The sequence below is a fragment of the Geomonas sp. Red276 genome (genome assembly GCF_054784495.1).
The window spans coordinates 14,589-35,657 of sequence record NZ_BLXW01000008.1 but is presented as its reverse complement, the minus strand read 5'-3'; the positions used below and the strand labels follow the sequence as shown (position 1 = coordinate 35,657).

Sequence of the window (21,069 nt, the reverse complement as noted above, 5' to 3'; positions counted from 1 at the left end):
GAGCACGCGGCAGGATGGGATAAGGAGAGCAAAATCGGATGAGACTGATCGGGCTGACCGGGGGGATCGCCTCGGGAAAGAGCAGCGTGGCGAAGATACTCGTGCGGCTGGGCGCCCAGGTGGTGGACGCCGACCAACTGGCGCGCGAGGTGGTGGAACCGGGGGAAGAGGCGCTCGCCCGCATCGCGGAGAGCTTCGGCAGCCGGGTCCTGCACGGCGACGGGACGCTCAACCGCGCCGCGCTGGGCGAAATCGTCTTCGGCGACGAGGAGGCCCGCCGCACCCTGGAGAGGATCACCCACCCCGCCATCAGAAAGCGGGCCGACGAACGGCTGAAAATCCTCAAGGAGAGCGGGGCGAAGCTCGTCTTCTACATGGCGCCCTTGATCTACGAGGTGGGGATCGCCTCCCGCTTTCAGGAGATATGGGTGGTCTACCTGGACGCCCGCCACCAGCTCGAGCGGCTCATGATCCGGGACTCCCTCCCCAAGGAGGCGGCCATGGCCCGCATCGCCTCCCAGATGCCGATGGAGCAGAAGAAGCAGCTTGCCAGCGTGGTGATCGACAACAGCGGAACCATCGAGGAACTGGAAGGGGAAGTCACCCGGGTATGGCGGCGGGAGATACTGGGGCTATCCGAAGAAGTCGCCTCAAACTGAGCAATCCCCTGCAAACTTCCCCCTCACCTGGAGGCAGGGCGAGGGGGTGGGGGAAGCCAGGTCGAGAAAAAGGCCGAAACAGGGCAAATCCCCCTGTCCCCCCTTTGACAAGGAGGGGGCCTTTTTCCGGCAGCTCTCCCCCAAATTCTTCGAAGAGCCTTTTCAAAGGGGGCTTACCTGGCCGGGGGCATTGCCGTGGCATGAGGCGTTGAAACGAAAAAGGCCCCGCCGAGGCGGGGCCTTTTCTGTTCTATTTGTGGTACCCGAGCTTGTGGGAGATCTCCTCGCCGGCTTTGACCACCAGCGGGATCAGCTCCTTTTGCAGCCGCTCCTCGGTGAAGCGCATCGAGGGGCCGGAGATGCTGACCGCGCCGATGATGCGGCGGGTGTAGTCCCGGATCGGGGCGCCGACGCATTTCACGCCGACATCCATCTCCTCGTCGTCGATGGCGTACCCCTGGTCGGCCACCACCTTGAGGTGCTTTTTCAGATCGTCCTTGTCGGTGAGGGTGTTCGGGGTGTAGCGCTTCATCTCCTTGACCGGGAGGTAATTCTCGAGCTCCTCGTCGGTCATGTAGGCGATCTGTATCTTCCCGGCCGCGGTGCAGTAGGCGGGAAGCCGTGCACCGACCCGCGGAACCACCCGGACGGTCAGGTCGGTCTCCACCACGTCGAGGTACACTATGTGGGCCTCCTTGAGGATCGCCACGTAGGTGGTCTCGTTGCACTCCTTGACCAGCGCCTCTAAAACAGGGCGCGACTGCCGCAAGAGCCCCATCTGCTTGATGAAGGTCTGCCCGAGCTCCAGGGTTTTCAAACCGAGACGGTAGTTCTCGGTGACCTTGTTCTGCTCGATGTAGTTTCGCGACTCGAGAGTGGCCAGGAGGCGGAAAACGTTGTTTTTGTGGAGCTTTAACCTCTTGCTGAGTTCCGTCACCCCAAGCTCGTCCACCTCATCGTGAAACTGTTCGAGGAGGTCAAGTGCGTGAGACACGGCCTGGATGATGTATTCCGATTTTTCTTTTTTCGCCATCGGCTGCACCTGTTTTATTAGTAGAAAAATTCCAAACTTTAGTAACTAAGCCATTTGGCACTGACTGTCAAGAAGAAATTAAAACTTGATAAATGGTTTTAATGTTATTAAACTCAAAAAACCTTTGCCTGGCCGGTACGAGAGCTTCCCGCCGCCCGAAATCGCGAGAGTTGCGGCTAACCACGCAGAAAACCGTTAAAACGAGTACATAAGATATAGAATAATGTTCTAAATAAGTCAAGCGGCAAAACCGCGCCCTGCCGGGCTCCTCCGCGCCTCCACCGGCTCGACGCATCGGGGAGCGCCCTTGCGTCTGAACCTCATCACCAAACTGGCCCTGGCCACCTCCACCGTGCTCCTGGGGACCATGGCGCTCTTCGCCTACCTCAACCTCAGGGGCCTTCACGACCTTCTGCTGAGCGAAGCGATCAACGACGCGGACAAGATAAGCGAGAGCATCCTGCGGACCACCCACGACCAGATGCTCCGCGACGACCGCCCCCTGTTCTATAAAACAATCGAAGACATCGGCGCCCAGCGCGAAGTGGAGGGGATCAGGCTGATCAACAAGACCGGCCGGGTGATCTTCTCCACCAAGGAGGCCGAGATCGGCACCGTGCTCGGCAAGAACTCCGAGATGTGCAGCGTCTGCCACGGCGGGAGCACGCTGCTGATCAGCGCCTCCTCCAAAAACCGTAGCCGGCGCTTCTTCGACGCCACCGGGCGCGAGTACCTGGGGATCACCAACGCCATCTACAACGAGGAGAGCTGCTTCACGGCGAGCTGCCACTTCCACCCGGAGTCCTTCCGGGTACTGGGCGTTCTCGACGTGGTGGTCTCCCTGGACCAGATGCACGCCCTCTTGGACGCCTACCGCGACCGCAACATCGCGGTCACCGTGCTCCTCATCTCGCTTACCGCCCTCTCCCTCACCCTCTGCACGCAACACCTGGTCAACCGCCCGGTCCGCGAACTTCTGGAGCACACCAAGCGCCTCTCCCGCGGGGAGCTGGACGGGCAGGTCCACCCCTTCGCCAACGACGAGCTCGGCGAGCTGGCCGACTCCTTCAACGCCATGACGCTCAACCTCAGGAAGGCGCGGGAGGAACTGGAGGGTTGGGGAAAGACCCTCGAACAGATGGTGCTGGAGCGGACCCAGGAGGTCACCCAGATCCAGGCCCAGCTGATCCGCTCGGAGAAGCTCGCCTCGCTCGGGGAACTGGTGGCCGGCATCGCCCACGAGATCAACAACCCCCTGACCGGCATCCTCATGTTCTCGTCGCTCATCCAGAGCAACCCCAAGCTCGACGAGACCATGAAAAACGACATCGCCACCGTCATGCGGGAGACCAAGCGCTGCGCCGACATCGTCAAGGGGCTCCTCGAGTTCGCCCGGGTCTCCACTCCGCAAAAGGGGCTCTACAGCGTCAACGAGATCTCCGAGGCGGCCCTCGCCCTGATCGAATACCAGATCCTCTTCCACGACATCAAGGTGACCCGGAACTACGGCGAGGTGCCGCCGGTCCTTTTGGACCCCAACCAGTTCGAACAGGTGCTGGTCAACATGTTCCTCAACGCCGGCCAGGCCATGATGGGAGAGGGCGAGCTGCAGATCACCACCTCGGCCGACCCGCAGAAGGGGTGGGCGGTGGTGAGGATCACCGACAACGGCTGCGGCATCCCCCCCGCCATCCTCTCCAAGATCTTCGACCCCTTCTTCTCGACCAAGGAGAACAAGGGGACCGGCCTCGGCCTTTCGGTCTCCTACGGCATCATCGAGAAGCACGGGGGGGGGATCGACGTCCAAAGCGAGGTCGGGGCCGGCACCACCTTTACCATCAGGCTCCCCCTGGATCCCCCCTCCGAAACGGCCGACTCCTCCTGCCAATCCCACCCCGGCGCCACCACCCTGCCGGCCGCCTCCCACCCCGGCTAAACCAGCGTCAGCGGGAAGAATTCAATTGACACAGGCGACACAATATTGCTAGTTTACGGTCGGGCCACACCATGGTTGGCGTGCCGCCAAAACGCCGGTTCCAACCGCCTGGGCCACCACCGCCCCCGTCCCGGTAGGCCTTTAAATCCCAATCACCAATCACCATTCGGAGCTGCAGTGAATATCACCGCCAACGGCGAACCCGTTTCTATCGAACCGCTCACCGTACAGGATTACCTGGTCTCCCTCGGGATCGATCCCCGCAGGGTGGCCGTGGAACTCAACCGGGACATCCTCCCCAAGGCCCAGTACCCCGAGACCATGCTCAAGGAGGGCGACGCCCTGGAGATCGTCCATTTCGTCGGAGGGGGGAGCGTATCCCGTCCCCTTTCGAGCTACCCCTGACAGCGGCCCTTACCCCGCGGGCATCATCCCTTTCCGAGCCTCCCACCCCGGTGCAGGCCCCCCGCCCGCAAGGCCCCCCGTCATTGAAAACCTGATCAAATAGAACTGGAGAGCAACCCATGGTAGAGAAAAACGACAAGCTGATCATCGCCGGACGCGAGTTCGACTCCCGCCTGATGGTCGGCACCGGGAAATACGCAACCTTCCAGCAGATGGTCGATGCCATCGAGGCTTCCGGCGCCCAGATCATCACCGTCGCGGTGAGAAGGGTCAACATCTCCGACCGGAGCAAGGAATCGCTCCTCGACCACATCGATCTCAAGAAGTACACCCTGCTCCCCAACACCGCCGGCTGCTACACCGCCGACGACGCCATCCGCACCTGCCGGCTCGCCCGGGAGGCCGGCCTCTCCGACTTCGTGAAGCTCGAGGTGCTCGGCGACGAGAAGACCCTCTTCCCGAACAACGAGGAGCTTTTGAAGGCGGTCAAGGTGCTGGTCGCCGAAGGGTTCACCGTCCTTCCCTACACGAGCGACGACCCCATCGTCTGCAAGAAGCTCGAAGATCTCGGCTGCGCCGCCGTCATGCCGCTCGGCGCCCCGATCGGGAGCGGGCTCGGGATCAGGAACCCGTACAACATCCGGATCATCCTCGACACCGTCAAGGTCCCGGTCATCGTCGACGCCGGGGTGGGAACCGCCTCCGACGCCGCCATCGCCATGGAGCTTGGCTGCCACGGCGTCCTCATGAACACCGGCATCGCCGGCGCCCAGGACCCGGTCGCCATGGCCACCGCCATGAAGTACGCCGTCGCCGCCGGCCGTCTCGCCTACCTGGCCGGCCGCATCCCGATGAAGCTTCACGCCAGCGCATCCTCCCCCCTGACCGGACTCATCGCGTGAGAGAGCTGGAATCCCCCTGGATAGACTTCAACCTCTACCTGATCACCGGCCGCGACGAGTGCCGCGGCCGGGATCTCGCCGAGGTGGTGGAGGAGGCGCTGCGCGGAGGCGCGCGCGCCATCCAGCTGAGGGACAAGGATGCCAGCACCAAGGAACTGTACGAGACCGCCTACGAGCTTCGCCGGCTGACCACCCGCTACGGCGCCAAGCTGATCATCAACGACCGGGTCGACGTCGCCCTCGCGGTCGATGCCGACGGGGTCCACATCGGCGTCCAGAGCCTCCCCATCTACAAGGTGAGGAAGCTTCTGGGAGAGCGGAAAGTGATCGGGGTCTCCTGCCACAACCAGGTCCAGGCGATCACCGCCCAGGAACTGGGGGCGGACTTCATCACCTTCGGCCCGGTCTTCTATACCGCATCCAAGGCACCCTACGGCGACCCGGTCGGACTCGAAAGGCTCTGCACCGTCACCGATATCCTTCAGATCCCGGTCTTCGCGCTGGGGGGGATCAACCTGACCAACTGCGACGAGGTACTTGCCTGCCGGGTGCGGGGAATCGCCCTGATCTCCGCCATCCTGTCGGCCGATGATCCCCGCGAGGCGGCGCGAGCCCTGATCGCCAAGCTCCCCCCGCTGGAGCCTACCCTTTAAGAAAACAAGAAAATGACTGACCAGCTGATCCATAAGGAACTTCGTTTCAATTCCTACGGCACCTTTTTACGCCGGCACTTCGGCTGCCGGGTGAGCAAGGTGAACGTAGACGGCGGCTTCACCTGCCCAAACCGCGACGGAAGCCGCGGCACCGGCGGGTGCATCTATTGCGACAACCGTTCCTTCTCGCCCAAGGAAACCGTCTCCATCGTTCCCATCGAGGAGCAGATGGAGGCCGGGATGGCCTACCATCGAACCCGCCTCAAGAGCGAGAAGTTCCTCGTCTACTTCCAGAAGTTCACCAATACCTACGCCCCGGTCGAGCGGCTCTCCGACCTCTACCGCCGCGCCCTCGCCCATCCCGATGTGCTCGGGCTCTCCATAGGCACCCGGCCGGATTCGGTGAGCGACGAGGCGATCGAGCTATTGACCGAGCTCGCCCGGGACCGCTACATCTGCGTCGAGCTCGGTCTTCAGTCGATGGACGACGGGATCCTCACCAGCATCAACCGCGGCCACACCCTCGACGAGTACCTGGCCACGGTGAAGAGGCTCTCCGGGCGGGGGATCGACCTCTGCACCCACCTGATCTACGGCTTCCCCGGCGAGACCCGCGAATCTTTCCTCAAGTCGGCGCGGCTCATCAGCTCGCTCCCGATCAGCTCGGTGAAGATCCACCAGCTCCACGCGGTGGACGGCACGAGGCTCGCCGACCACTACCGCGACGGAAGCTACCGTCCCATTTCCCTCGCCGAGTACGTGGGGGCGGTCTGCGACTTCATCGAAGAGCTCCCCCCGCGGATCTCCATCCAAAGGCTCTACGGCTCCGCCCCGGTAGCCATCCGGGTGGCTCCCAACTGGGACCTCAAGAACAACCAGATGTGGTACCAGGTAGTGAACGAGTTGAGGCGCCGCGGCACCTGGCAGGGCTGCCGGCTGGCCGACGGCATCAAAGCCGCCAACGGCGAGTGGTAGCAGCCAAGCTTTTCAAGGTTTTCAACGTAGAACCTAGAACGTAGAACATAGAACTGGTTTTATGGGAGGCAAGATGAGAAAGGTCAAAGTATCCGGCAGCGGGCAGGAGTTCGCCATCGGGAAGATACTCTGCATCGGCAGGAACTACGTCGACCACATCAAGGAGCTCGGCAACGAGGTGCCGGAGCGCCCGGTGATCTTCAGCAAGCCGGCCACCAGCGTGATCGGCGAGGGGGAGGAGATCGTCATCCCCTCCTACTCCAACGACTGCCACCACGAGGCCGAGCTCGCGCTCTTGATCGGCAAAAAGGGGAAGGACATCGCCGCCTCCGAGGCCATCGCACATCTGGCCGGCTACGGGGTCGCCATCGACCTGACACTCAGGGACGTGCAGGGAGAGCTGAAGAAGAAGGGGCTTCCCTGGGATCTCGCCAAAGGCTTCGACACCGCCTGCCCCCTCTCCGACTTCGTCCCCGCCTCCTCGGTTCCCAATCCGCAGGATGTAAGGATCACCCTCTCGGTGAACGGCGAGCCCCGCCAGGACGGCTCCACCGCGCTCATGATGCACCGCATCCCCGAGCTGGTCGCCTACCTCTCCTCGGTCTTCACCCTGGAGCCCGGCGACCTGATCCTGACCGGCACCCCCGCCGGCGTAGGCCCCATCAAGAGCGGCGACAAGGTCGACGCCGCCATCGAAGGAGTCGGGAAACTCAGCGTCACGGTACGCTGACGGCTTGCCCCCCCAACCTCCCCCCAGCCCTCCCCCTCAAGGGGAGGGCTGGGGGGAGGTTGGGGCTCTGACAACCACCAATAAAGAAAAGGGACTCGCGGTGAGTCCCTTTTTTCGTTCCAGTCCCGTCAGCCTTCCGCACTGCAGAAGAAAGTTCACTACCTTGTGAAACATCCGCTGCTCCCTCCCTAGTTCAAAAGCCATGCGCCATCAGGCTCCTTTATCATGTTGTAGTAAAGGGATCTGCTCTCTCCGCTTGCGTCTGACACAAATACAGCCCGAAACGAAAATGCGTTCCTGGCGAGCATCTTCCAACTGTCGAGACGTACAACACTCAGGCACTGTGTTTTAGGATGATATTGCATCGCAGCCATCGGTGCGCCGATAATGACACCCCCTCCCGATGTGTAAGGCTGGAGATATTTTTCGATATCGTAATTCGGATAACACGCTGAGATCTGCAAGGTCTTTTCTATCGTTGGCCTAGCCTCCTCAACCGCTTGTTGTAGCCCTGATCCGAAGTGAGCTTGAAAATGCGAGTGCATCTGCTCCTGTTGAGCCGAGCTCATTGGCGGCATGTTCAGCGACGCGCTGTTATTGGTGATCGCCGCTGTCTTATTGGTGATGGCCTTATTCAGGCTAGCCAACTCGGCACAGCCACTGTTTAGGGACAATATCAACAGTGAAACTATTTGTACGGACATTCGCAGAGTTGTCTTCATTCGGTCTCCTTTATGAATTTTTACGGTAAGGGATATTCCGCTGGTTCCGCACCGCCACCGGCCGACTCGAGGGCCGGGAGCGGCGCGGGCCTTCCTCGCCCTTCGCTGATTTTCCCCTATAGATTAATAGTCATTAACGTTACTTCAAGAGGAAGGGTGGCTTTTTCCTTTTGGAGCAGGCCGAAAGGACGACACTTCGCGCGGCAACGGAGACATCCTGTTGTAAGGAGAAGACGCCGAGAGGCGGGTATGGTGCGGCGGGTCCTTCGACCGTTTGGTTGAGTTTCGCGTCAGAGTTGAATTTTTGACCGCTACTATCGCGTCATCACATCGGTTTTAGGTTTAATGAGCTCGACGGAGTTGGCGCGAGCCAGGAAAGAGTGGGAAAATGGCCAGGGCGGACCAGGCGGAGAGAGGGACTAAGTACCCCATCCTCACCCCCGGTCCTCCCCTTGAAGGGGAGGGAGAGCCAGGTGAAGGGGTGGGAGAGTCTGGCGAAAGGGAGAGAGAGTCTGGCGAAAGGGGAGAGAGAGTCGGCTAAGAGGGAGAGAGAGTCGGCGGAGGGGGATGGAGAGCCCGTTGAAAGGGAGGAAGTGTTATGAGAAGGGGGGGAAAGGTTGCGAGAAAGGGAAGGACGGTTCTGAGAAAGGGAGAAAGAGCTGAGGAAGGATACGCTAGAGGATGAAGTCCACTACCAGACCTTTGATCTTGATGATCTGTCCGGTGATGCGGATGTGGTCTTTCTGCTCACGCATCACCAGGTGGTAGAGGAGGTCGGCCTCCTTGTCGATGACCGCGATGATCTCGTGGGCACGGCCGGAGAGTCCCCCCGTGAGCATCTCGACCCGGTAGGCCTCGGAGGTGACCTTCCTCGCCATGGTGGCGATCAGCTCCCGGAAGGCCTTGAAGTTGGAGATGGTCGGCTCCTGCTCGAGGACGTCTCCCGCCTTGTCGATCATCTCCTTCAACTGCTGCAGTTCGCCTGCATAGTCGGAGTTGCTCCGGGCGATGGCGGTCAGCCGGTTGGCGAACAGGGGTGCGTTGACACCGGTCACGCTTTTGGCCGGGGTCCCCTTCCCTCTCTTCGCGACGGCGCGCGATTTTGCTTTCTCGTCGATGCGCATCTAGCGCCCCTGAAAATGAAAAGGCCCCGGATCTCTCCGGGGCCGGGTACCGTCTGGAGCCTAGCCCCTGACCACGTTGGAGGCCTGGGGCCCCTTGGTGCCTTGGGTGACTTCGAAGGTTACCGCTTCCCCCTCAGCGAGGGTCTTGAACCCATCTCCCTGAATGGAAGAGAAATGAACGAAGACGTCACCGCCGTCCTCCTGCTGGATGAAACCGAAACCCTTCGCATCGTTGAACCACTTTACCACACCCTTAGCCATTACTCTGTTCCCCCATTCGTTTTACCGATTGGCGCCAACCTTCCGCATAACCAACTTCTCCACCCTTTTCAAGGGGAGGGGCGGGGTGAGAACGGGGGAGCGAGCATGAAGAAGAACCCCGTCCTCATCCTGTCCTTTTCCATGAAGGAGAAGGAACGGGCTGCGGAAGACCTCACTAATCGTGTTCTTTGATCAACCTGTTGTGCTGCCGGACGCTCGCTTTCCCTGCCGTATTACACGTTTCGCTTTTACCTGTCAAGAATGTTTCCTCCCCCCGGCGGCGAACCGGGGGGAGGAAGCGTCCCATCAGGCGCCCAGGGAAGCATGGGCGGCGGCCAGCCGGGCGATCGGTACCCGGAAGGGCGAGCAGGAGACGTAGTCGAGGCCGACCTTGTCGCAGAACATGACGGAGGCGGGATCGCCGCCGTGCTCGCCGCAGATGCCGAGCTTGATGCCGGCCTTGGTCTGGCGCCCCTTCTCGCACCCCATCCTCACCAGGCTGCCGACGCCGCTCTGGTCAAGGGTCACGAACGGGTCGTCGTCGAGGATGCCGTTCTCCACGTAGAACGGGAGGAACTTGCCGGCGTCGTCGCGGGAGAGACCGAAGGTGGTCTGGGTCAGGTCGTTGGTGCCGAAGGAGAAGAAGTCAGCCTCGGTGGCGATGGAGTCGGCGGTGATGGCGGCGCGCGGCAGTTCGATCATGGTGCCGATCAGGTACTCGATCTTGACGCCGTACTGGGCCATGACATCCTCGCAGATGGCCACCGCGTTGGCGCGCATGATGGCGAGCTCCTTGGTGACGGCGACCAGCGGGATCATGATCTCGGGAACGATCTGGAACCCTTCGTCCTTCACGAGCTCGCAGGCGGCCTCCATGATGGCCTGCACCTGCATGTCGTAGATCTCGGGGAAGGTGACCCCCAGACGGCAGCCGCGGTGGCCGAGCATCGGGTTGAACTCGTGGAGGAACTCCACCTTGTGACGCAGGGTCTCGGCCGGAACGTTCATGGTCTCGGCCAGCGCCTTGATGTCCTTCTCCTCCTGGGGGAGGAACTCGTGCAGCGGCGGGTCGAGGAGACGGATGGTGACCGGCAGCCCCTTCATCTCCCTGAAGAGCCCCTTGAAGTCCCCTTTCTGCATCGGGAGGATCTTGTGGAGGGCCTTGCGGCGCCCTTCGATGTCCTCGGAGAGGATCATCTCACGGACGGCGGCGATGCGGTTGGCCTCGAAGAACATGTGCTCGGTGCGGCAAAGGCCGATACCCTCGGCGCCGAATTCGCGGGCGGTCTTGGCGTCGTGCGGGGTGTCGGCGTTGGCGCGGACCTTCATGCGGCGGAACTTGTCGACCCACCCCATGAGGGTGGCGAAGTCGCCGGAAACCTCGGCGGCCACGGTCGGGACGGCGCCCAGCATGACTTCGCCGGTGGAGCCGTCCAAGGTGATGACGTCGCCCTTCTTGACCACCACGCCGTTTTTAGCCACCAGCTTGTGGCCGGCGTAGTCGACCTTGATGTCGCCGCAGCCGGCGACGCAGCACTTGCCCATGCCGCGGGCGACAACGGCGGCGTGGGAAGTCATCCCGCCGCGGGCGGTGAGGATACCCTGGGCGGCATGCATGCCGTGGATGTCCTCCGGGCTCGTCTCGACGCGGACCAGGATCACCTTGTTGCCGAGCTTGGCGGCCGCTTCGGCCTCGTCGGCGGTGAAGACCACCGCGCCGGAAGCGGCGCCCGGGGAAGCGGGGAGCCCCTTGGCGATGATCTCTTTGTTGGCCTTGGGGTCGAGCGACGGGTGCAGGAGCTGGTCGAGCTGGCTCGGGGCCACGCGGAGCACCGCGGTCTTCTCGTCGATGAGCCCCTCCTTCACCATGTCCACCGCGATCTTGATGGCGGCCTTGGCCGTCCTCTTGCCGCTTCTGCACTGCAGCATGTAGAGGACCCCCTTCTCGATGGTGAACTCGATGTCCTGCATATCCTTGTAGTGGCGCTCGAGGATGTCGCGGATGTTGCAAAGCTGCAGGTAGCACTCGGGGAGCACGTCCTCCATGGGGGGGAGGTCGCCCGGCTTCTGCTTGGCCTTGTTGATCGGCTGCGGGGTCCGGATACCGGCCACCACGTCCTCGCCCTGGGCGTTGACCAGGTACTCGCCGTAGAAGTAGTTCTCGCCGGTGGAGGGGTCGCGGGTGAAGGCGACGCCGGTGGCGCAGTCGTCACCCATGTTGCCGAACACCATGGACTGGACGTTGACGGCGGTGCCCCATTCGGCCGGGATGCCGTTGAGCTTTCTGTAGGTGATGGCGCGCTGGTTCATCCAGGAGCCGAACACGGCGCCGATGGCGCCCCACAGCTGCTCCTCCGGGTCCTCCGGGAAGTCGCTCCCGAGGGTCTCCTTGACCTTGGCCTTGAAGGCCACCACCAGCTCTTTCCAGTCGGCGGCGGTCAGCTCGGTGTCCAGGTGTACGCCGCGCGCCTCTTTCTTTCTTTCGAGGAGGTGCTCGAGGATCTCCTTGTCCATCCCCATGACGACGTCCGAGTACATCTGGACGAAGCGGCGGTAGGCGTCGTAGGCGAAACGCTCGTCGCCGCTTTGGGCGATGATCCCCTTGACGGTGGTATCGTTGAGGCCCAGGTTGAGGATGGTGTCCATCATGCCCGGCATGGAGGCGCGGGCGCCGGAGCGGACCGAGACCAGCAGGGGGTTGGAAGGATCGCCGAACTTTTTCCCCATCAGCTTCTCGACCGCAGCCAGGTTGGTCTTCACTTCGGCATCGAGCCCTGCCGGGTACTTCCTGCCGATCTTGTAGTACTCGGTGCAGACCTCGGTGGTGATGGTGAAGCCGGCAGGTACCGGCAGCCCGATGCTGGTCATTTCCGCCAGGTTGGCTCCCTTACCCCCCAGGAGTTCCTTCATCTTGGCGTTTCCGTCGGCCTTACCGGCGCCGAAGAAATAGACGTACTTCTGTGCTCCCATTGTTGCCCTCCTTGATGTTGTGTAACCAACTGTGTAGTTTGGTAACCGTATTATGAAAGGGGTTTAATAGATAACATCAAATCTGCAAAAACGCAAACAGCCGTTTGCTTTTTTATAGCAAACGGCTGTTTACGTGAGCGTCGTTTTTGAGCGAGGTGAGGCAGCCCGCCAATGCGGTTAGGATTGTGATATCCCGCTGCCTCCAACAACACCGTTTCATCACGGCGATAGCCTCGAGAAGTCCGCCAAGCGGGCGAAGAGTCGTGCGATGCCGGTCAAGAGGGCCAGGCGGTTTTCGCGGACCTTCTCGTCCTCGGCCATGACCATGACCTTGTCGAAGAAGTTGTCGACCGCTTCCTTGAGGGTGGCGATCTCGGTGAGCGCCGTGAGGTACTCGCCGGAGGAGATGGCTCCCTCGACCTTGCCGGCCACCCCGTTGAGCGACTGGTAGAGGGCGGATTCGGCCGGCTCCTGGAAGAGCGCCTCGGAGACCGGGGTGTCCACGCCACCCTTCACGATGTTGCCGACCCGCTTGAAGGCCACCGCCAGCTGGGCGAAGTCCTCGCGGTTCCTGAACTCGGCCAGAGCCTGGATCTTGGCGGCCGCCTCGGCGAGGTCGTCGAAGGAGACCGAGACCACGCCGTCCACGGCGTCGGAGGGATAGCGGTCGGCCATCAGGTTCACGAAGCGCCCGCGGAAGAACTCGACCACGTCCTTTTGGACCTCTTCGCGGGGACGGGTGCTTTTCCCGGCAAGGAGATCGAGCGAGGCGGAGATGAAGCCCTGGATCGGCTCGCGGTACCCCTTGGAGAGGATGATGTTGATGATGCCGATCGCGCAGCGGCGAAGGGCGTACGGGTCGGCGGAGCCGGTCGGGATGAGACCCACGCTGAAGCAGCCGCAGATGGTGTCCATCTTGTCGGCCAGCGAGACGAAGGCGCCGACGTCGGAGGCGGGGAGCTCGCCCCCCGCCTGGGTCGGGAGGTAGTGCTCGGCGATGGCGCTGGCCACCGCGGGCTCCTCGCCGTCGTGCAGGGCGTATTCGCGCCCCATGATCCCCTGGACCTCGGGGAACTCGCCGACCATGCCGGTGACGAGGTCCGCCTTGCAGAGCGTCGCGGCGCGGAGTACCGACGCCTCCACGGAGGGGTTGTGCTTCGCGGCGAGCCCGCGGGCCAGCTCACGGAAGCGCTCCATCTTCTCGTAGGAGGTGCCGAGCTTCGCCTGGTAGACCACCGACTTCAGGGCGTCGACGCGGCTCTCCAGGGTGTGCTTTTGGTCCTCGTCGAAGAAGAAGCGGGCGTCGGAGAGCCGCGCCCTCAGCACGCGCTCGTTCCCTTTGACGACCACCTCGGGATCTTCGGTCAAGGTGTTGTTGATGGTGATGAAGCCGGGCAGCAGTTTCCCCTCGCCGTCCACCAGCGAGAAGTAGCGCTGGTGCTCGCGCATGGAGGTGATGAGCACCTCGCGGGGGACCACCAGGAAGTCCGGAGAGAAGGTCCCGCGCACCGCGCTCGGGTACTCGACCAGGAAGCTCACCTGCTCGAGGAGCGCCTCGTCGGGGAGCACCTTGGCCTGGGCCTTGGCGGCGACCGCCTCGATCTCGCGGCGGATGATCGCCTTTCTCTTCTCCGGATCGGGGATCACGAAGTGGCGCTCGCACTCCTCCAGGTAGTGGGCGAAGTCGCGCACCGGGAAGGTGGTGTTGGCCATGAAGCGGTGCCCGCGGGAGACCGAGCCGCTCTCGATGCTGCCGAAGCCAAAGGGGACCACCACGCCGTCGAAGAGCGCCACGATCCAGTGGACCGGGCGGGCGAAGCGGACGTCGAGGTCGGCCCAGCGCATGGACTTCTTGAAGGGGATGGAGGTGACCAGCCGCGGGAGGATCTCGGTCAGAAGCTCCGCGGTGGCGCGGCCGACCTCGCTCTTCCTGGCGGCGATGTACTCGCCCTTCTCGGTGGCGACGATGGTGAGCTGGGAAACGTCGATCCCCTGGCCGCGGGCGAAGCCCTGGGCAGCCTTGGTCGGGTTGCCGTCGGCGTCGTAGGCGACCTGCTTGGAGGGGCCCATGGCCACCAGCTCGGCGTCCGGCTGCTGCTCCGCGACCCCTTTGACCGCCAGCGCCAGGCGGCGCGGGGTGCCGAGCGTCACGATCTCGCCGAACTCGATGCGGGCGCTCTCGAACTCGCGCCGGATGATCTGCTCCATGTCGGCCATGGCCTTCGGGATGAAGCCGGCCGGAATCTCCTCGCACCCTATCTCAAGGAAAAGGTCCTTAGCCATTAGCGGCCTCCTTTCAAAAGCGGGAAGCCGAGCCGCTCGCGCATCTGCAGGTATCCCTCGGCGCAAAGCCTCGCCACGTTCCTCACCTTGCCGATGTAGGAGGCGCGCTCGGTGACCGAGATGGCGCCGCGGGCGTCCAGCAGGTTGAAGGTGTGGGAGCACTTCATGACGTAGTCGTAGGCGGGAAGGACCAGCCCCTTCTCGACGAGACGGATGCACTCCTTCTCGTACATCTTGAAGAGGGTGAGGAGCATGTCGACGTCGGCCTCCTCGAAGTTGTAGGTGGAGAATTCCACCTCGCTTTCGTGGTGGATGTCGCCGTACTTGACTCCCTTGACCCACTCGAGGTCGTAGACGTTGTCGACCCCCTGCAGGTACATGGCGATACGCTCGCAGCCGTAGGTGATCTCGGAGGAGACCGGTTTCAGGTCGATGCCGCCCGCCTGCTGGAAGTAGGTGAACTGGGTGATCTCCATCCCGTCCAGCCAGACCTCCCAGCCAAGCCCCCAGGCGCCCAGGGTCGGCGACTCCCAGTCGTCCTCGACGAAGCGGATGTCGTGCTTGTTGGGGTCGATGCCGAAGGCGCGCAGCGAATCGAGGTACAGGTCCAGGATGTTCACCGGCGACGGCTTCATGATGACCTGGAACTGGTAGTAGTGCTGGAGCCGGTTGGGGTTCTCCCCGTAGCGGCCGTCGGTCGGGCGGCGGGAAGGCTCCACGTAGGCGACGTTCCACGGCTCGGGGCCGAGCACGCGCAGGAAGGTGGCCGGGTTGAAGGTACCCGCCCCCTTCTCGGTATCATAGGGTTGCTGGATGACGCATCCCTGCCCTGCCCAATACCCCTGCAGGGAGAGGATCAGCTCCTGGAATGTTAACACGCTCTCCTCCGGTAACTTGCTGTTTTATCTAGCGCTCACACCGGTCAAAAGGTATGCAGTACACACTAAATCAGGCTCGCCAGAATACAATCCCGAACCAGCCCATGTCAAGGATTATCCGGCGCTAAGCGCGGGTTTTGGGCGGATTCTCCTGTTTACCACTGCTCCAAATCTGCGTTAGAATTTACACGGGGGTGAGATTAATGAGTAAGGGAGCCGAGATCGTCATCCTGGGTTCGGGTTCTACCGCCTTCGCCGCCGCTCTGCGGGCGCAGGCCAAGGGGGCGCATCCGGTGATGATCGAGAAGAGTGTTTTGGGGGGGACCTGCATCAACTGGGGGTGCGTCCCGAGCAAGACCCTGATCCATACCGCTCTCTACCGGCACCAGGCGCAGCTCGGGGGTCGCCTGGGCTTGGGGACCCGCGCGGGGGATCCCGACTTCGCGCTCCTGGACCGGCACAAGGACGCGGTGGTCGACGAGCTGCGGCAGACCAAGTACCTCGACGTCCTCGAAAAGGTCCCCGATCTCACCCTCATCAAGGGAAACGCCGTCTTCCTCGACCACCGCACCGTGCAGGCGGGGGAGCGCGTCATCGAAAGCGACCGCATCCTGATCGCCACCGGCGGCTTTCCCCGGGTACCCGCCATTCCGGGGCTCGACACGGTCCCCTTTCTCACCAGCAAGAGCGCGCTCTTGATGAAGCATCTCCCCGACTCCCTCACCATCATCGGGGGGGGGGTGATCGCGCTGGAGCTCGGCCAGATGTTCATGCGGCTCGGGGTGCGGGTGACCGTCCTGGAGCACGGACCGAGGCTCTTACCGGGGGTGGAGGCGGAACCGGCGCTGGCGCTCCAGGAGGCGCTGATCGCCGAAGGGATGGAGGTGGTGCCGGGCGCCACCGTCTGCTCGGTGGGACCGCACGAAGGGATGATCCGGGTGGAGGCGCTGGCGGGGGGAGAGCCGCGGCGCTTTCATTCCAGCCACCTGTTGCTCGCGGTGGGAACCGCGCCGGCCTCCAAGGGGATCGGGCTCGAGGCGGCCGGGGTGGAAACGGACGAGCGGGGCTTCATCAAGGTGGACCGCGAGCTGAGAACCACCGCCCCCGGGATCTGGGCGGCCGGCGACGTGACCGGAGGGGCCCAGATCGCCACCAAGGGGGCGCGCGAGGGGATCTCGGCGGTCGACAACATGCTGGATGAATGCCGCTGCGCCGTCGACTACCTCAGCATCCCGATGGCCATCTTCACCGATCCGGAAGTGGGGACGGTGGGGTACGGCGAGGAGGCCGCCCGCCGCGCCGGATTCCAGGTGATGACCCATACCATTCCCGCCTCCAGCATCCCGAAGGCCCACGTGACCGGGGAGCTCAGGGGGGCGATCAAGATGGTGGCCGACGAGGCGACCGGGAGGATCCTCGGCGTCCACCTGGCCCTGCACCGCGGCGCCGACCTGATCAACGAGGCGGCGGTGGCGATCCGGATGGGAATGACGGTGGGACAGCTGGCCGAAACCCTCCACGTCTACCCCTCCATCGGCGAGGGGCTGCGCCTCTGCGCGCAGGCCTTCCGGCGCGACCTGGACCGCCTCTCCTGCTGCGCCGAATGAGGTACCGGCAGAACTGCTTAAAACCTGCCCTCACCCGGCCTTCGGCCACCCTCTCCCCCAAGGAGGCGAGGGCATAATAAGCGGGGCCTTCGGCCACCCCCTCCCTCCCGGGGAGGGGGGATCTGAGTATAGGAAAGGAAACCTGGATGTCCGACCCGACAGCTCAGCAAAATCTCCCACCAACTCCTGTGGAACGACTCGACGCCGGCAAGGCGGCCCGCCTCTACCAGGCGCTCACCGCCGGACACGACGAGCTCTTCGCCTACCTCGACGACACCGACCCCGAGGTCGCCGCCAACGTCCTCAGAAACCCGGGGCTCTCCGAGGATCACCTGCTGGCCCTCTTGAAGAGGAGAAACCTGCCGGAATCCCTGGTGAAGGCGCTCGCCCGGCATCCGCTGGTCACCGGGAGCCGCCGCCTCACCATCGCGGTCGCCGCCCATCCGAGCACCCCGGCCCACGTGCTATCCTCCATCCTCCCACAGCTCTTCCTCTTCGAGCTGGTGGCCCTGCTCCATATCCCCGGCGCCCCCGCCGACATGAAGTACGCCGTCGAGCGGGTCATCCTGGCCAAGATCCCGGAAACCGAGCTGGGGAACAAGATCACCCTGGCCCGCCGGGGAACCGCCGCCATCCTCGACGCCCTCATCAAGGGAGGGGACCCGCGCCTGGTGGAGGCGGTGCTCGACAACCCGAAGCTCAAGGAGGCCACCCTCTACACGTTCCTCGGCTCAGGCGCCGCCACCGCCGAGACCATCTCCGCCATCGCCCGCCACCCCCGCTGGAAGAGCCGGCCGAACCTGCGCACCGCCCTCTTGAAGAACCGCAAGACGCCCATCGTCTGGTTCCACATGCTCCTCTCCGGCCTGCCCGCCTCCGAGCTCCAGGCACTCTCCCTCGCCAGGCATCTCACCCCCCAGCAGCAGGCGGTGATCCGGGAGGAATGCAACAAGCGGGGCGTGCGAAAACTCTAATTGACAAGACCTTCATGAGAGCATAATATCCATCCCCGATTGCCGCGTCTATCGGAGGAAGCGGCGTCGAACGGCTGGCTTCTTGAGGTGGGTGATGGCTGAGATCCTCTTCGTCGACGACGACAACTTGATTCTTCGTTTCTCCAGAGACCTCTTCCTCTCCAAAGGGGTCAGCATACTCACCGCCACCAACGCCGAGGAGGCGCTGGAATTCTTCATCGATCACGAGATTGCCGTCGTGGTCTCCGACAACCAGATGCCCGGCATGACCGGCCTGGAGTTCCTCTCCCACGTCAAATCGATCTCCCCCGACACCGTCAAGGTGCTCATCTCCGCCTTCGTCGACCTCCCCACCGCGCTCGCCGCCATCAACGGCTCGGAAGTCTTCCGCTACCTCATCAAACCGTGGAAGAACGAGGAGATCCTGGAGGTGGTCAAGGAGGGGCTGAAGCGCTACCGGATGGTGCACACCATGCGGCGCGAGGACGAGGCGGTGCTCCGCTCGCTGGCCCAGACCATCGAACTGAAGGATCCGCGGACCAAGGGTCACTGCGACCGGGTGGCGGTGTATGCGCTGATGATTGCGGAGGCGATGCGGATACCGAAGGAAGTCCAGCGCCAGATCAAGTACGGGAGCTGGTTGCACGACTGCGGAAAGATCGGGGTGTCGGAGGCGATCCTCAACGGGACCGAGGGGCTGACCGAGCTGGAGTTCGAAACGATGAAGATGCACACCCACTGGGGAGCCGACGTGGCCGAGAAGGCGGGGCTATCCGACGTGGCGCGCAACATCATCCAGTACCACCACGAGCGGTTCGACGGCTCCGGCTACCCGGCGGGGCTGGCCGGTGAGGAGATCCCGGTCGAGACCCGTATCGTGTCGGTGGCCGACGTCTACGACGCCCTCATCATGGACCGCCCCTACCGAAAGAGCTTCCCGACCGGTCAGGCGCGGGAGATGGTCAGGTCGCTCTCCGGGACCGCGCTCGATCCCGAGATCGTCTCCATCTTCCTCGACGTGATACCGGAAGGCCCCATCCCCACCACCGAGGATCTCCTTCCCCGCCACGACCTCTTCGCCGCCGAGAAGGAGGCGACCATCTCCGCGGAGATGCCGCCTCTGCGCCGGTTCAGCGTCTGAACCACCTTCTGATCACGAAGCATTTCCCCTTGCCGCTTCCCTCCAGGCTGTCCGCCGGCTTTCTCACCTTCAAAAGTCGCCTTACGGTCTCTCTACGGTCGGAGAGATGCACGCCCCCTACCCCACGGCACCCCATGGTGCTCTGAATCACCGAATCGTCGTCCAGCACCACCATCACGTGCCCCTTCCAGACGATCAGGTCGAGCGGCTCAAGCCGGTCCGCGATCTGGTCCGCCGAGAGCCCCGCCACCGGGACCCCCTTCCCGAACGAGGTGAGCGCCGAGGTGTTCCTCGGGGTGAAGCCGTCGGTGGCCTGGTAGAGAAGACCGGAGCAGTCGACCCCGGCCAGGGGATTCCCCTTGGGATAGAGCTCCCTGAGAAGCGGGATGCCGTCTTTGACGTTCCCGCCCCAGACGTACGGCTTGCCAAGGGCGGCCATCAGCCGCTTCTGCACCTCGGAAAGCCGGTGGAGCGCGCGGGGGCGCTCCACCGGGGTCCCCTCCGGCTCGGCCACGAAGCGGGCGTCGACGAAGTAGCCTGAGCTGGTCGGATAGGGATAGTCGTTGGTGGTGACGCGATAGACGAGGACGCCCCCCACCCGCTGCTCCCCCTCGACCCTGAAGAGGGTCCCCGGGAGCGCCACGAACTCGATGGGGCGCACCCCCTGGCAGGGGTCGAGCCTGACGGTGCCCCCGAAGACCCTGGGGAAATCGGGGGTCTTCAGGACCGGCGCCGGCGAAACGGCCACCACGTAGCGCGGGGGCTGGCCGGCGAAGAGGGTGGCGGCCGAAAGGAGCAGCAGCGTAAAGAGCAGGAGGGTGAAGGGACGGAACAGGCGGCGCGGACGTGGTGAACTTTGCAGGCGGAGCACGGTCATCTCTTGTCGGTGAAGGCCTCGGGGAGCGGTAGCAGCTTGAGGCGGCCGCTCTTCAGGATCGGCAGCAGCAGTTTCACCCCCTTGGGCTCGTTCCCGTTGCCATGGACCAGGATGAAGCTCCCCCGGGTGGGCGACTCACCCTTGGCCAGCCACGCATCGCTTCCCACCGGGATCAGGGAAAGCTCCCGCAGGGTCTTCATGGTGGCGGCATCGGATACCAGCCCGGGATAGCGGAAAAAGGGCGACGGTACCAGCCCGGCCGCCAGGAGCTGCCTTTCCAGGTCGATCACCTCGTGGAGGAAATCGGTCCCGGGAGTGAGGACGAAGTTCTCGGCCAGGGGAGCCTTGGGTTCGTAGGTGTGGTGGAAGGAGTGGTTGACCCAGGTGACGGCCAGACGGCCGGCGGCGACCTCCCGCCTGAGATAGGCGACCTCGTCGGGATGCTTCTCCAGCCAAAGCCCGGTGATCATCACCGCCACCGGAGCAGGCCTACCCTTGGAGAGGGCCTCGGCGGCGTCGAAGATCTCCCTTTCGAACGGGCGGTGCGAAGGGCAGAGATCGACGGTGAGATAGGCGCCATCGCTCGGCCGGTCGGCACGGCGGGCGCCGTCGTTTTGGAGGCGATGGGGACCGGAGGTGTAGCGGTCCAGGGCCCGGAGATACGGGGTGGAGCCCAGCGCCCCCTCGACCGATGCGGTGGAGGCGCGCAGCGACGAGGCGGGGAGATCGTAGCTTGCGAGGGTGTCCGGGTCCACCACCAGCAGGTGGGGAACACCGCCGGAGGTGAAGCTCCTGATCGCCAGGTAGCTCTTGCCGGCGGCATCGGCGACCGGGCGCTTGACGACACGGTAGTCGCCGATCTCGGCGCCCGCCGCCATGAGCGGGACGAAGAGCAGCAGGCCGATCAGGAAGGGGACCAGGCCCCGCAGGGGTTTCATC

General features: G+C 63.5%; 19 protein-coding genes. 10 read left to right on the top strand and 9 right to left on the bottom strand.

What is annotated here, in order from left to right; all coding sequences use genetic code 11:
- Nucleotides 1-38: 38 nt before the first annotated feature.
- Nucleotides 39-659, top strand: a complete 621-nt coding sequence (coaE, locus tag ACYVL5_RS07600) for a dephospho-CoA kinase (protein ID WP_460594957.1) — start codon at nt 39-41, stop codon at nt 657-659.
- A 250-nt stretch (nt 660-909) separates the two neighbouring features.
- Here coaE and ACYVL5_RS07595 read toward each other — a convergent pair whose 3' ends face one another.
- Nucleotides 910-1,692, bottom strand: a complete 783-nt coding sequence (locus ACYVL5_RS07595) for an IclR family transcriptional regulator (protein WP_460594956.1) — start codon at nt 1,690-1,692, stop codon at nt 910-912.
- 307 nt (nt 1,693-1,999) lie between these two features.
- Between ACYVL5_RS07595 and ACYVL5_RS07590 the strand changes: the two genes are divergently transcribed.
- The 6 genes from ACYVL5_RS07590 to ACYVL5_RS07565 all read left to right on the top strand — a co-directional run bounded on the left by ACYVL5_RS07590 (nt 2,000) and on the right by ACYVL5_RS07565 (nt 7,293).
- Complete coding sequence (locus tag ACYVL5_RS07590; protein WP_460594955.1) at nt 2,000-3,628, top strand: sensor histidine kinase; 1,629 nt, start codon at nt 2,000-2,002, stop codon at nt 3,626-3,628.
- A gap of 177 nt (nt 3,629-3,805) precedes the next feature.
- Nucleotides 3,806-4,033: a sulfur carrier protein ThiS gene (thiS, locus tag ACYVL5_RS07585; protein WP_460594954.1), complete on the top strand. Its 228-nt coding sequence runs from the start codon at nt 3,806-3,808 to the stop codon at nt 4,031-4,033.
- Nucleotides 4,034-4,152: 119 nt separating this feature from the next.
- Complete coding sequence (locus ACYVL5_RS07580) at nt 4,153-4,935, top strand: thiazole synthase (protein ID WP_460594953.1); 783 nt, start codon at nt 4,153-4,155, stop codon at nt 4,933-4,935.
- The gene (gene thiE / locus ACYVL5_RS07575) at nt 4,932-5,588 is read left to right on the top strand and encodes a thiamine phosphate synthase (protein WP_460594952.1); all 657 of its coding nucleotides are present in this window, start codon (nt 4,932-4,934) and stop codon (nt 5,586-5,588) included. The genes ACYVL5_RS07580 and thiE overlap by 4 nt, the downstream gene beginning before the upstream one ends.
- Before the next feature lie 12 nt (nt 5,589-5,600).
- Nucleotides 5,601-6,563 (top strand): TIGR01212 family radical SAM protein, encoded by a 963-nt coding sequence (gene mnmL, locus ACYVL5_RS07570; RefSeq protein WP_460594951.1) that lies wholly within the window; start codon nt 5,601-5,603, stop codon nt 6,561-6,563.
- A gap of 73 nt (nt 6,564-6,636) precedes the next feature.
- On the top strand, nt 6,637-7,293 hold the full coding sequence (locus ACYVL5_RS07565; RefSeq protein WP_460594950.1) for a fumarylacetoacetate hydrolase family protein: 657 nt from the start codon (nt 6,637-6,639) through the stop codon (nt 7,291-7,293).
- Nucleotides 7,294-7,481: 188 nt separating this feature from the next.
- On the opposite strand, the gene ACYVL5_RS07560 is transcribed toward ACYVL5_RS07565, so the two are convergent.
- The 6 genes from ACYVL5_RS07560 to glyQ all read right to left on the bottom strand — a co-directional run bounded on the left by ACYVL5_RS07560 (nt 7,482) and on the right by glyQ (nt 15,531).
- Nucleotides 7,482-8,015: a DUF4864 domain-containing protein gene (locus ACYVL5_RS07560; protein ID WP_460594949.1), complete on the bottom strand. Its 534-nt coding sequence runs from the start codon at nt 8,013-8,015 to the stop codon at nt 7,482-7,484.
- 674 nt (nt 8,016-8,689) lie between these two features.
- Nucleotides 8,690-9,139, bottom strand: a complete 450-nt coding sequence (locus ACYVL5_RS07555) for a YaaR family protein (RefSeq protein WP_460594948.1) — start codon at nt 9,137-9,139, stop codon at nt 8,690-8,692.
- Between the two features lie 60 nt (nt 9,140-9,199).
- Complete coding sequence (locus tag ACYVL5_RS07550; RefSeq protein WP_460594947.1) at nt 9,200-9,400, bottom strand: cold-shock protein; 201 nt, start codon at nt 9,398-9,400, stop codon at nt 9,200-9,202.
- 306 nt (nt 9,401-9,706) lie between these two features.
- Nucleotides 9,707-12,370, bottom strand: a complete 2,664-nt coding sequence (ppdK, locus tag ACYVL5_RS07545) for a pyruvate, phosphate dikinase (protein ID WP_460594946.1) — start codon at nt 12,368-12,370, stop codon at nt 9,707-9,709.
- Nucleotides 12,371-12,589: 219 nt separating this feature from the next.
- Nucleotides 12,590-14,653, bottom strand: coding sequence for a glycine--tRNA ligase subunit beta (gene glyS, locus ACYVL5_RS07540; RefSeq protein WP_460594945.1), 2,064 nt, complete (start codon nt 14,651-14,653; stop codon nt 12,590-12,592).
- The gene (glyQ, locus tag ACYVL5_RS07535; RefSeq protein ID WP_460594944.1) at nt 14,653-15,531 is read right to left on the bottom strand and encodes a glycine--tRNA ligase subunit alpha; all 879 of its coding nucleotides are present in this window, start codon (nt 15,529-15,531) and stop codon (nt 14,653-14,655) included. The genes glyS and glyQ overlap by 1 nt, the downstream gene beginning before the upstream one ends.
- A gap of 203 nt (nt 15,532-15,734) precedes the next feature.
- Between glyQ and merA the strand changes: the two genes are divergently transcribed.
- From merA to ACYVL5_RS07520, 3 genes are all read left to right on the top strand, one after another.
- The gene (gene merA / locus ACYVL5_RS07530; protein ID WP_460594943.1) at nt 15,735-17,138 is read left to right on the top strand and encodes a dihydrolipoyl dehydrogenase family protein; all 1,404 of its coding nucleotides are present in this window, start codon (nt 15,735-15,737) and stop codon (nt 17,136-17,138) included.
- Nucleotides 17,139-17,284: 146 nt separating this feature from the next.
- On the top strand, nt 17,285-18,112 hold the full coding sequence (locus tag ACYVL5_RS07525; protein WP_460594942.1) for a hypothetical protein: 828 nt from the start codon (nt 17,285-17,287) through the stop codon (nt 18,110-18,112).
- A 94-nt stretch (nt 18,113-18,206) separates the two neighbouring features.
- Nucleotides 18,207-19,253, top strand: a complete 1,047-nt coding sequence (locus tag ACYVL5_RS07520) for an HD-GYP domain-containing protein (RefSeq protein WP_460594941.1) — start codon at nt 18,207-18,209, stop codon at nt 19,251-19,253.
- On the opposite strand, the gene ACYVL5_RS07515 is transcribed toward ACYVL5_RS07520, so the two are convergent.
- Together ACYVL5_RS07515 and ACYVL5_RS07510 are read right to left on the bottom strand one after the other, a co-directional pair.
- The gene (locus ACYVL5_RS07515; protein WP_460594940.1) at nt 19,243-20,124 is read right to left on the bottom strand and encodes an NlpC/P60 family protein; all 882 of its coding nucleotides are present in this window, start codon (nt 20,122-20,124) and stop codon (nt 19,243-19,245) included. The two genes, ACYVL5_RS07520 and ACYVL5_RS07515, sit on opposite strands and share 11 nt — an antisense overlap.
- Nucleotides 20,125-20,126: 2 nt before the next feature.
- Nucleotides 20,127-21,068: a polysaccharide deacetylase family protein gene (locus ACYVL5_RS07510; protein ID WP_460594939.1), complete on the bottom strand. Its 942-nt coding sequence runs from the start codon at nt 21,066-21,068 to the stop codon at nt 20,127-20,129.
- Between the last annotated feature and the right edge of the window lies 1 nt (nt 21,069).

What these genes read in the sequence shown, in the direction of transcription:
- ACYVL5_RS07580 (WP_460594953.1), top strand. Translation starts at nt 4,153, where the DNA reads ATGGTAGAGAAAAACGACAAGCTGATCATCGCCGGACGCGAGTTCGAC.
- ACYVL5_RS07525 (WP_460594942.1), top strand. Translation starts at nt 17,285, where the DNA reads ATGTCCGACCCGACAGCTCAGCAAAATCTCCCACCAACTCCTGTGGAA.
- ACYVL5_RS07510 (WP_460594939.1), bottom strand. Translation starts at nt 21,068, where the DNA reads ATGAAACCCCTGCGGGGCCTGGTCCCCTTCCTGATCGGCCTGCTGCTC.
- ACYVL5_RS07565 (WP_460594950.1), top strand. Translation starts at nt 6,637, where the DNA reads ATGAGAAAGGTCAAAGTATCCGGCAGCGGGCAGGAGTTCGCCATCGGG.
- merA (WP_460594943.1), top strand. Translation starts at nt 15,735, where the DNA reads ATGAGTAAGGGAGCCGAGATCGTCATCCTGGGTTCGGGTTCTACCGCC.
- ACYVL5_RS07555 (WP_460594948.1), bottom strand. Translation starts at nt 9,139, where the DNA reads ATGCGCATCGACGAGAAAGCAAAATCGCGCGCCGTCGCGAAGAGAGGG.
- glyS (WP_460594945.1), bottom strand. Translation starts at nt 14,653, where the DNA reads ATGGCTAAGGACCTTTTCCTTGAGATAGGGTGCGAGGAGATTCCGGCC.
- ppdK (WP_460594946.1), bottom strand. Translation starts at nt 12,370, where the DNA reads ATGGGAGCACAGAAGTACGTCTATTTCTTCGGCGCCGGTAAGGCCGAC.
- coaE (WP_460594957.1), top strand. Translation starts at nt 39, where the DNA reads ATGAGACTGATCGGGCTGACCGGGGGGATCGCCTCGGGAAAGAGCAGC.
- ACYVL5_RS07520 (WP_460594941.1), top strand. Translation starts at nt 18,207, where the DNA reads ATGGCTGAGATCCTCTTCGTCGACGACGACAACTTGATTCTTCGTTTC.
- ACYVL5_RS07560 (WP_460594949.1), bottom strand. Translation starts at nt 8,015, where the DNA reads ATGAAGACAACTCTGCGAATGTCCGTACAAATAGTTTCACTGTTGATA.
- mnmL (WP_460594951.1), top strand. Translation starts at nt 5,601, where the DNA reads ATGACTGACCAGCTGATCCATAAGGAACTTCGTTTCAATTCCTACGGC.
- ACYVL5_RS07550 (WP_460594947.1), bottom strand. Translation starts at nt 9,400, where the DNA reads ATGGCTAAGGGTGTGGTAAAGTGGTTCAACGATGCGAAGGGTTTCGGT.
- ACYVL5_RS07595 (WP_460594956.1), bottom strand. Translation starts at nt 1,692, where the DNA reads ATGGCGAAAAAAGAAAAATCGGAATACATCATCCAGGCCGTGTCTCAC.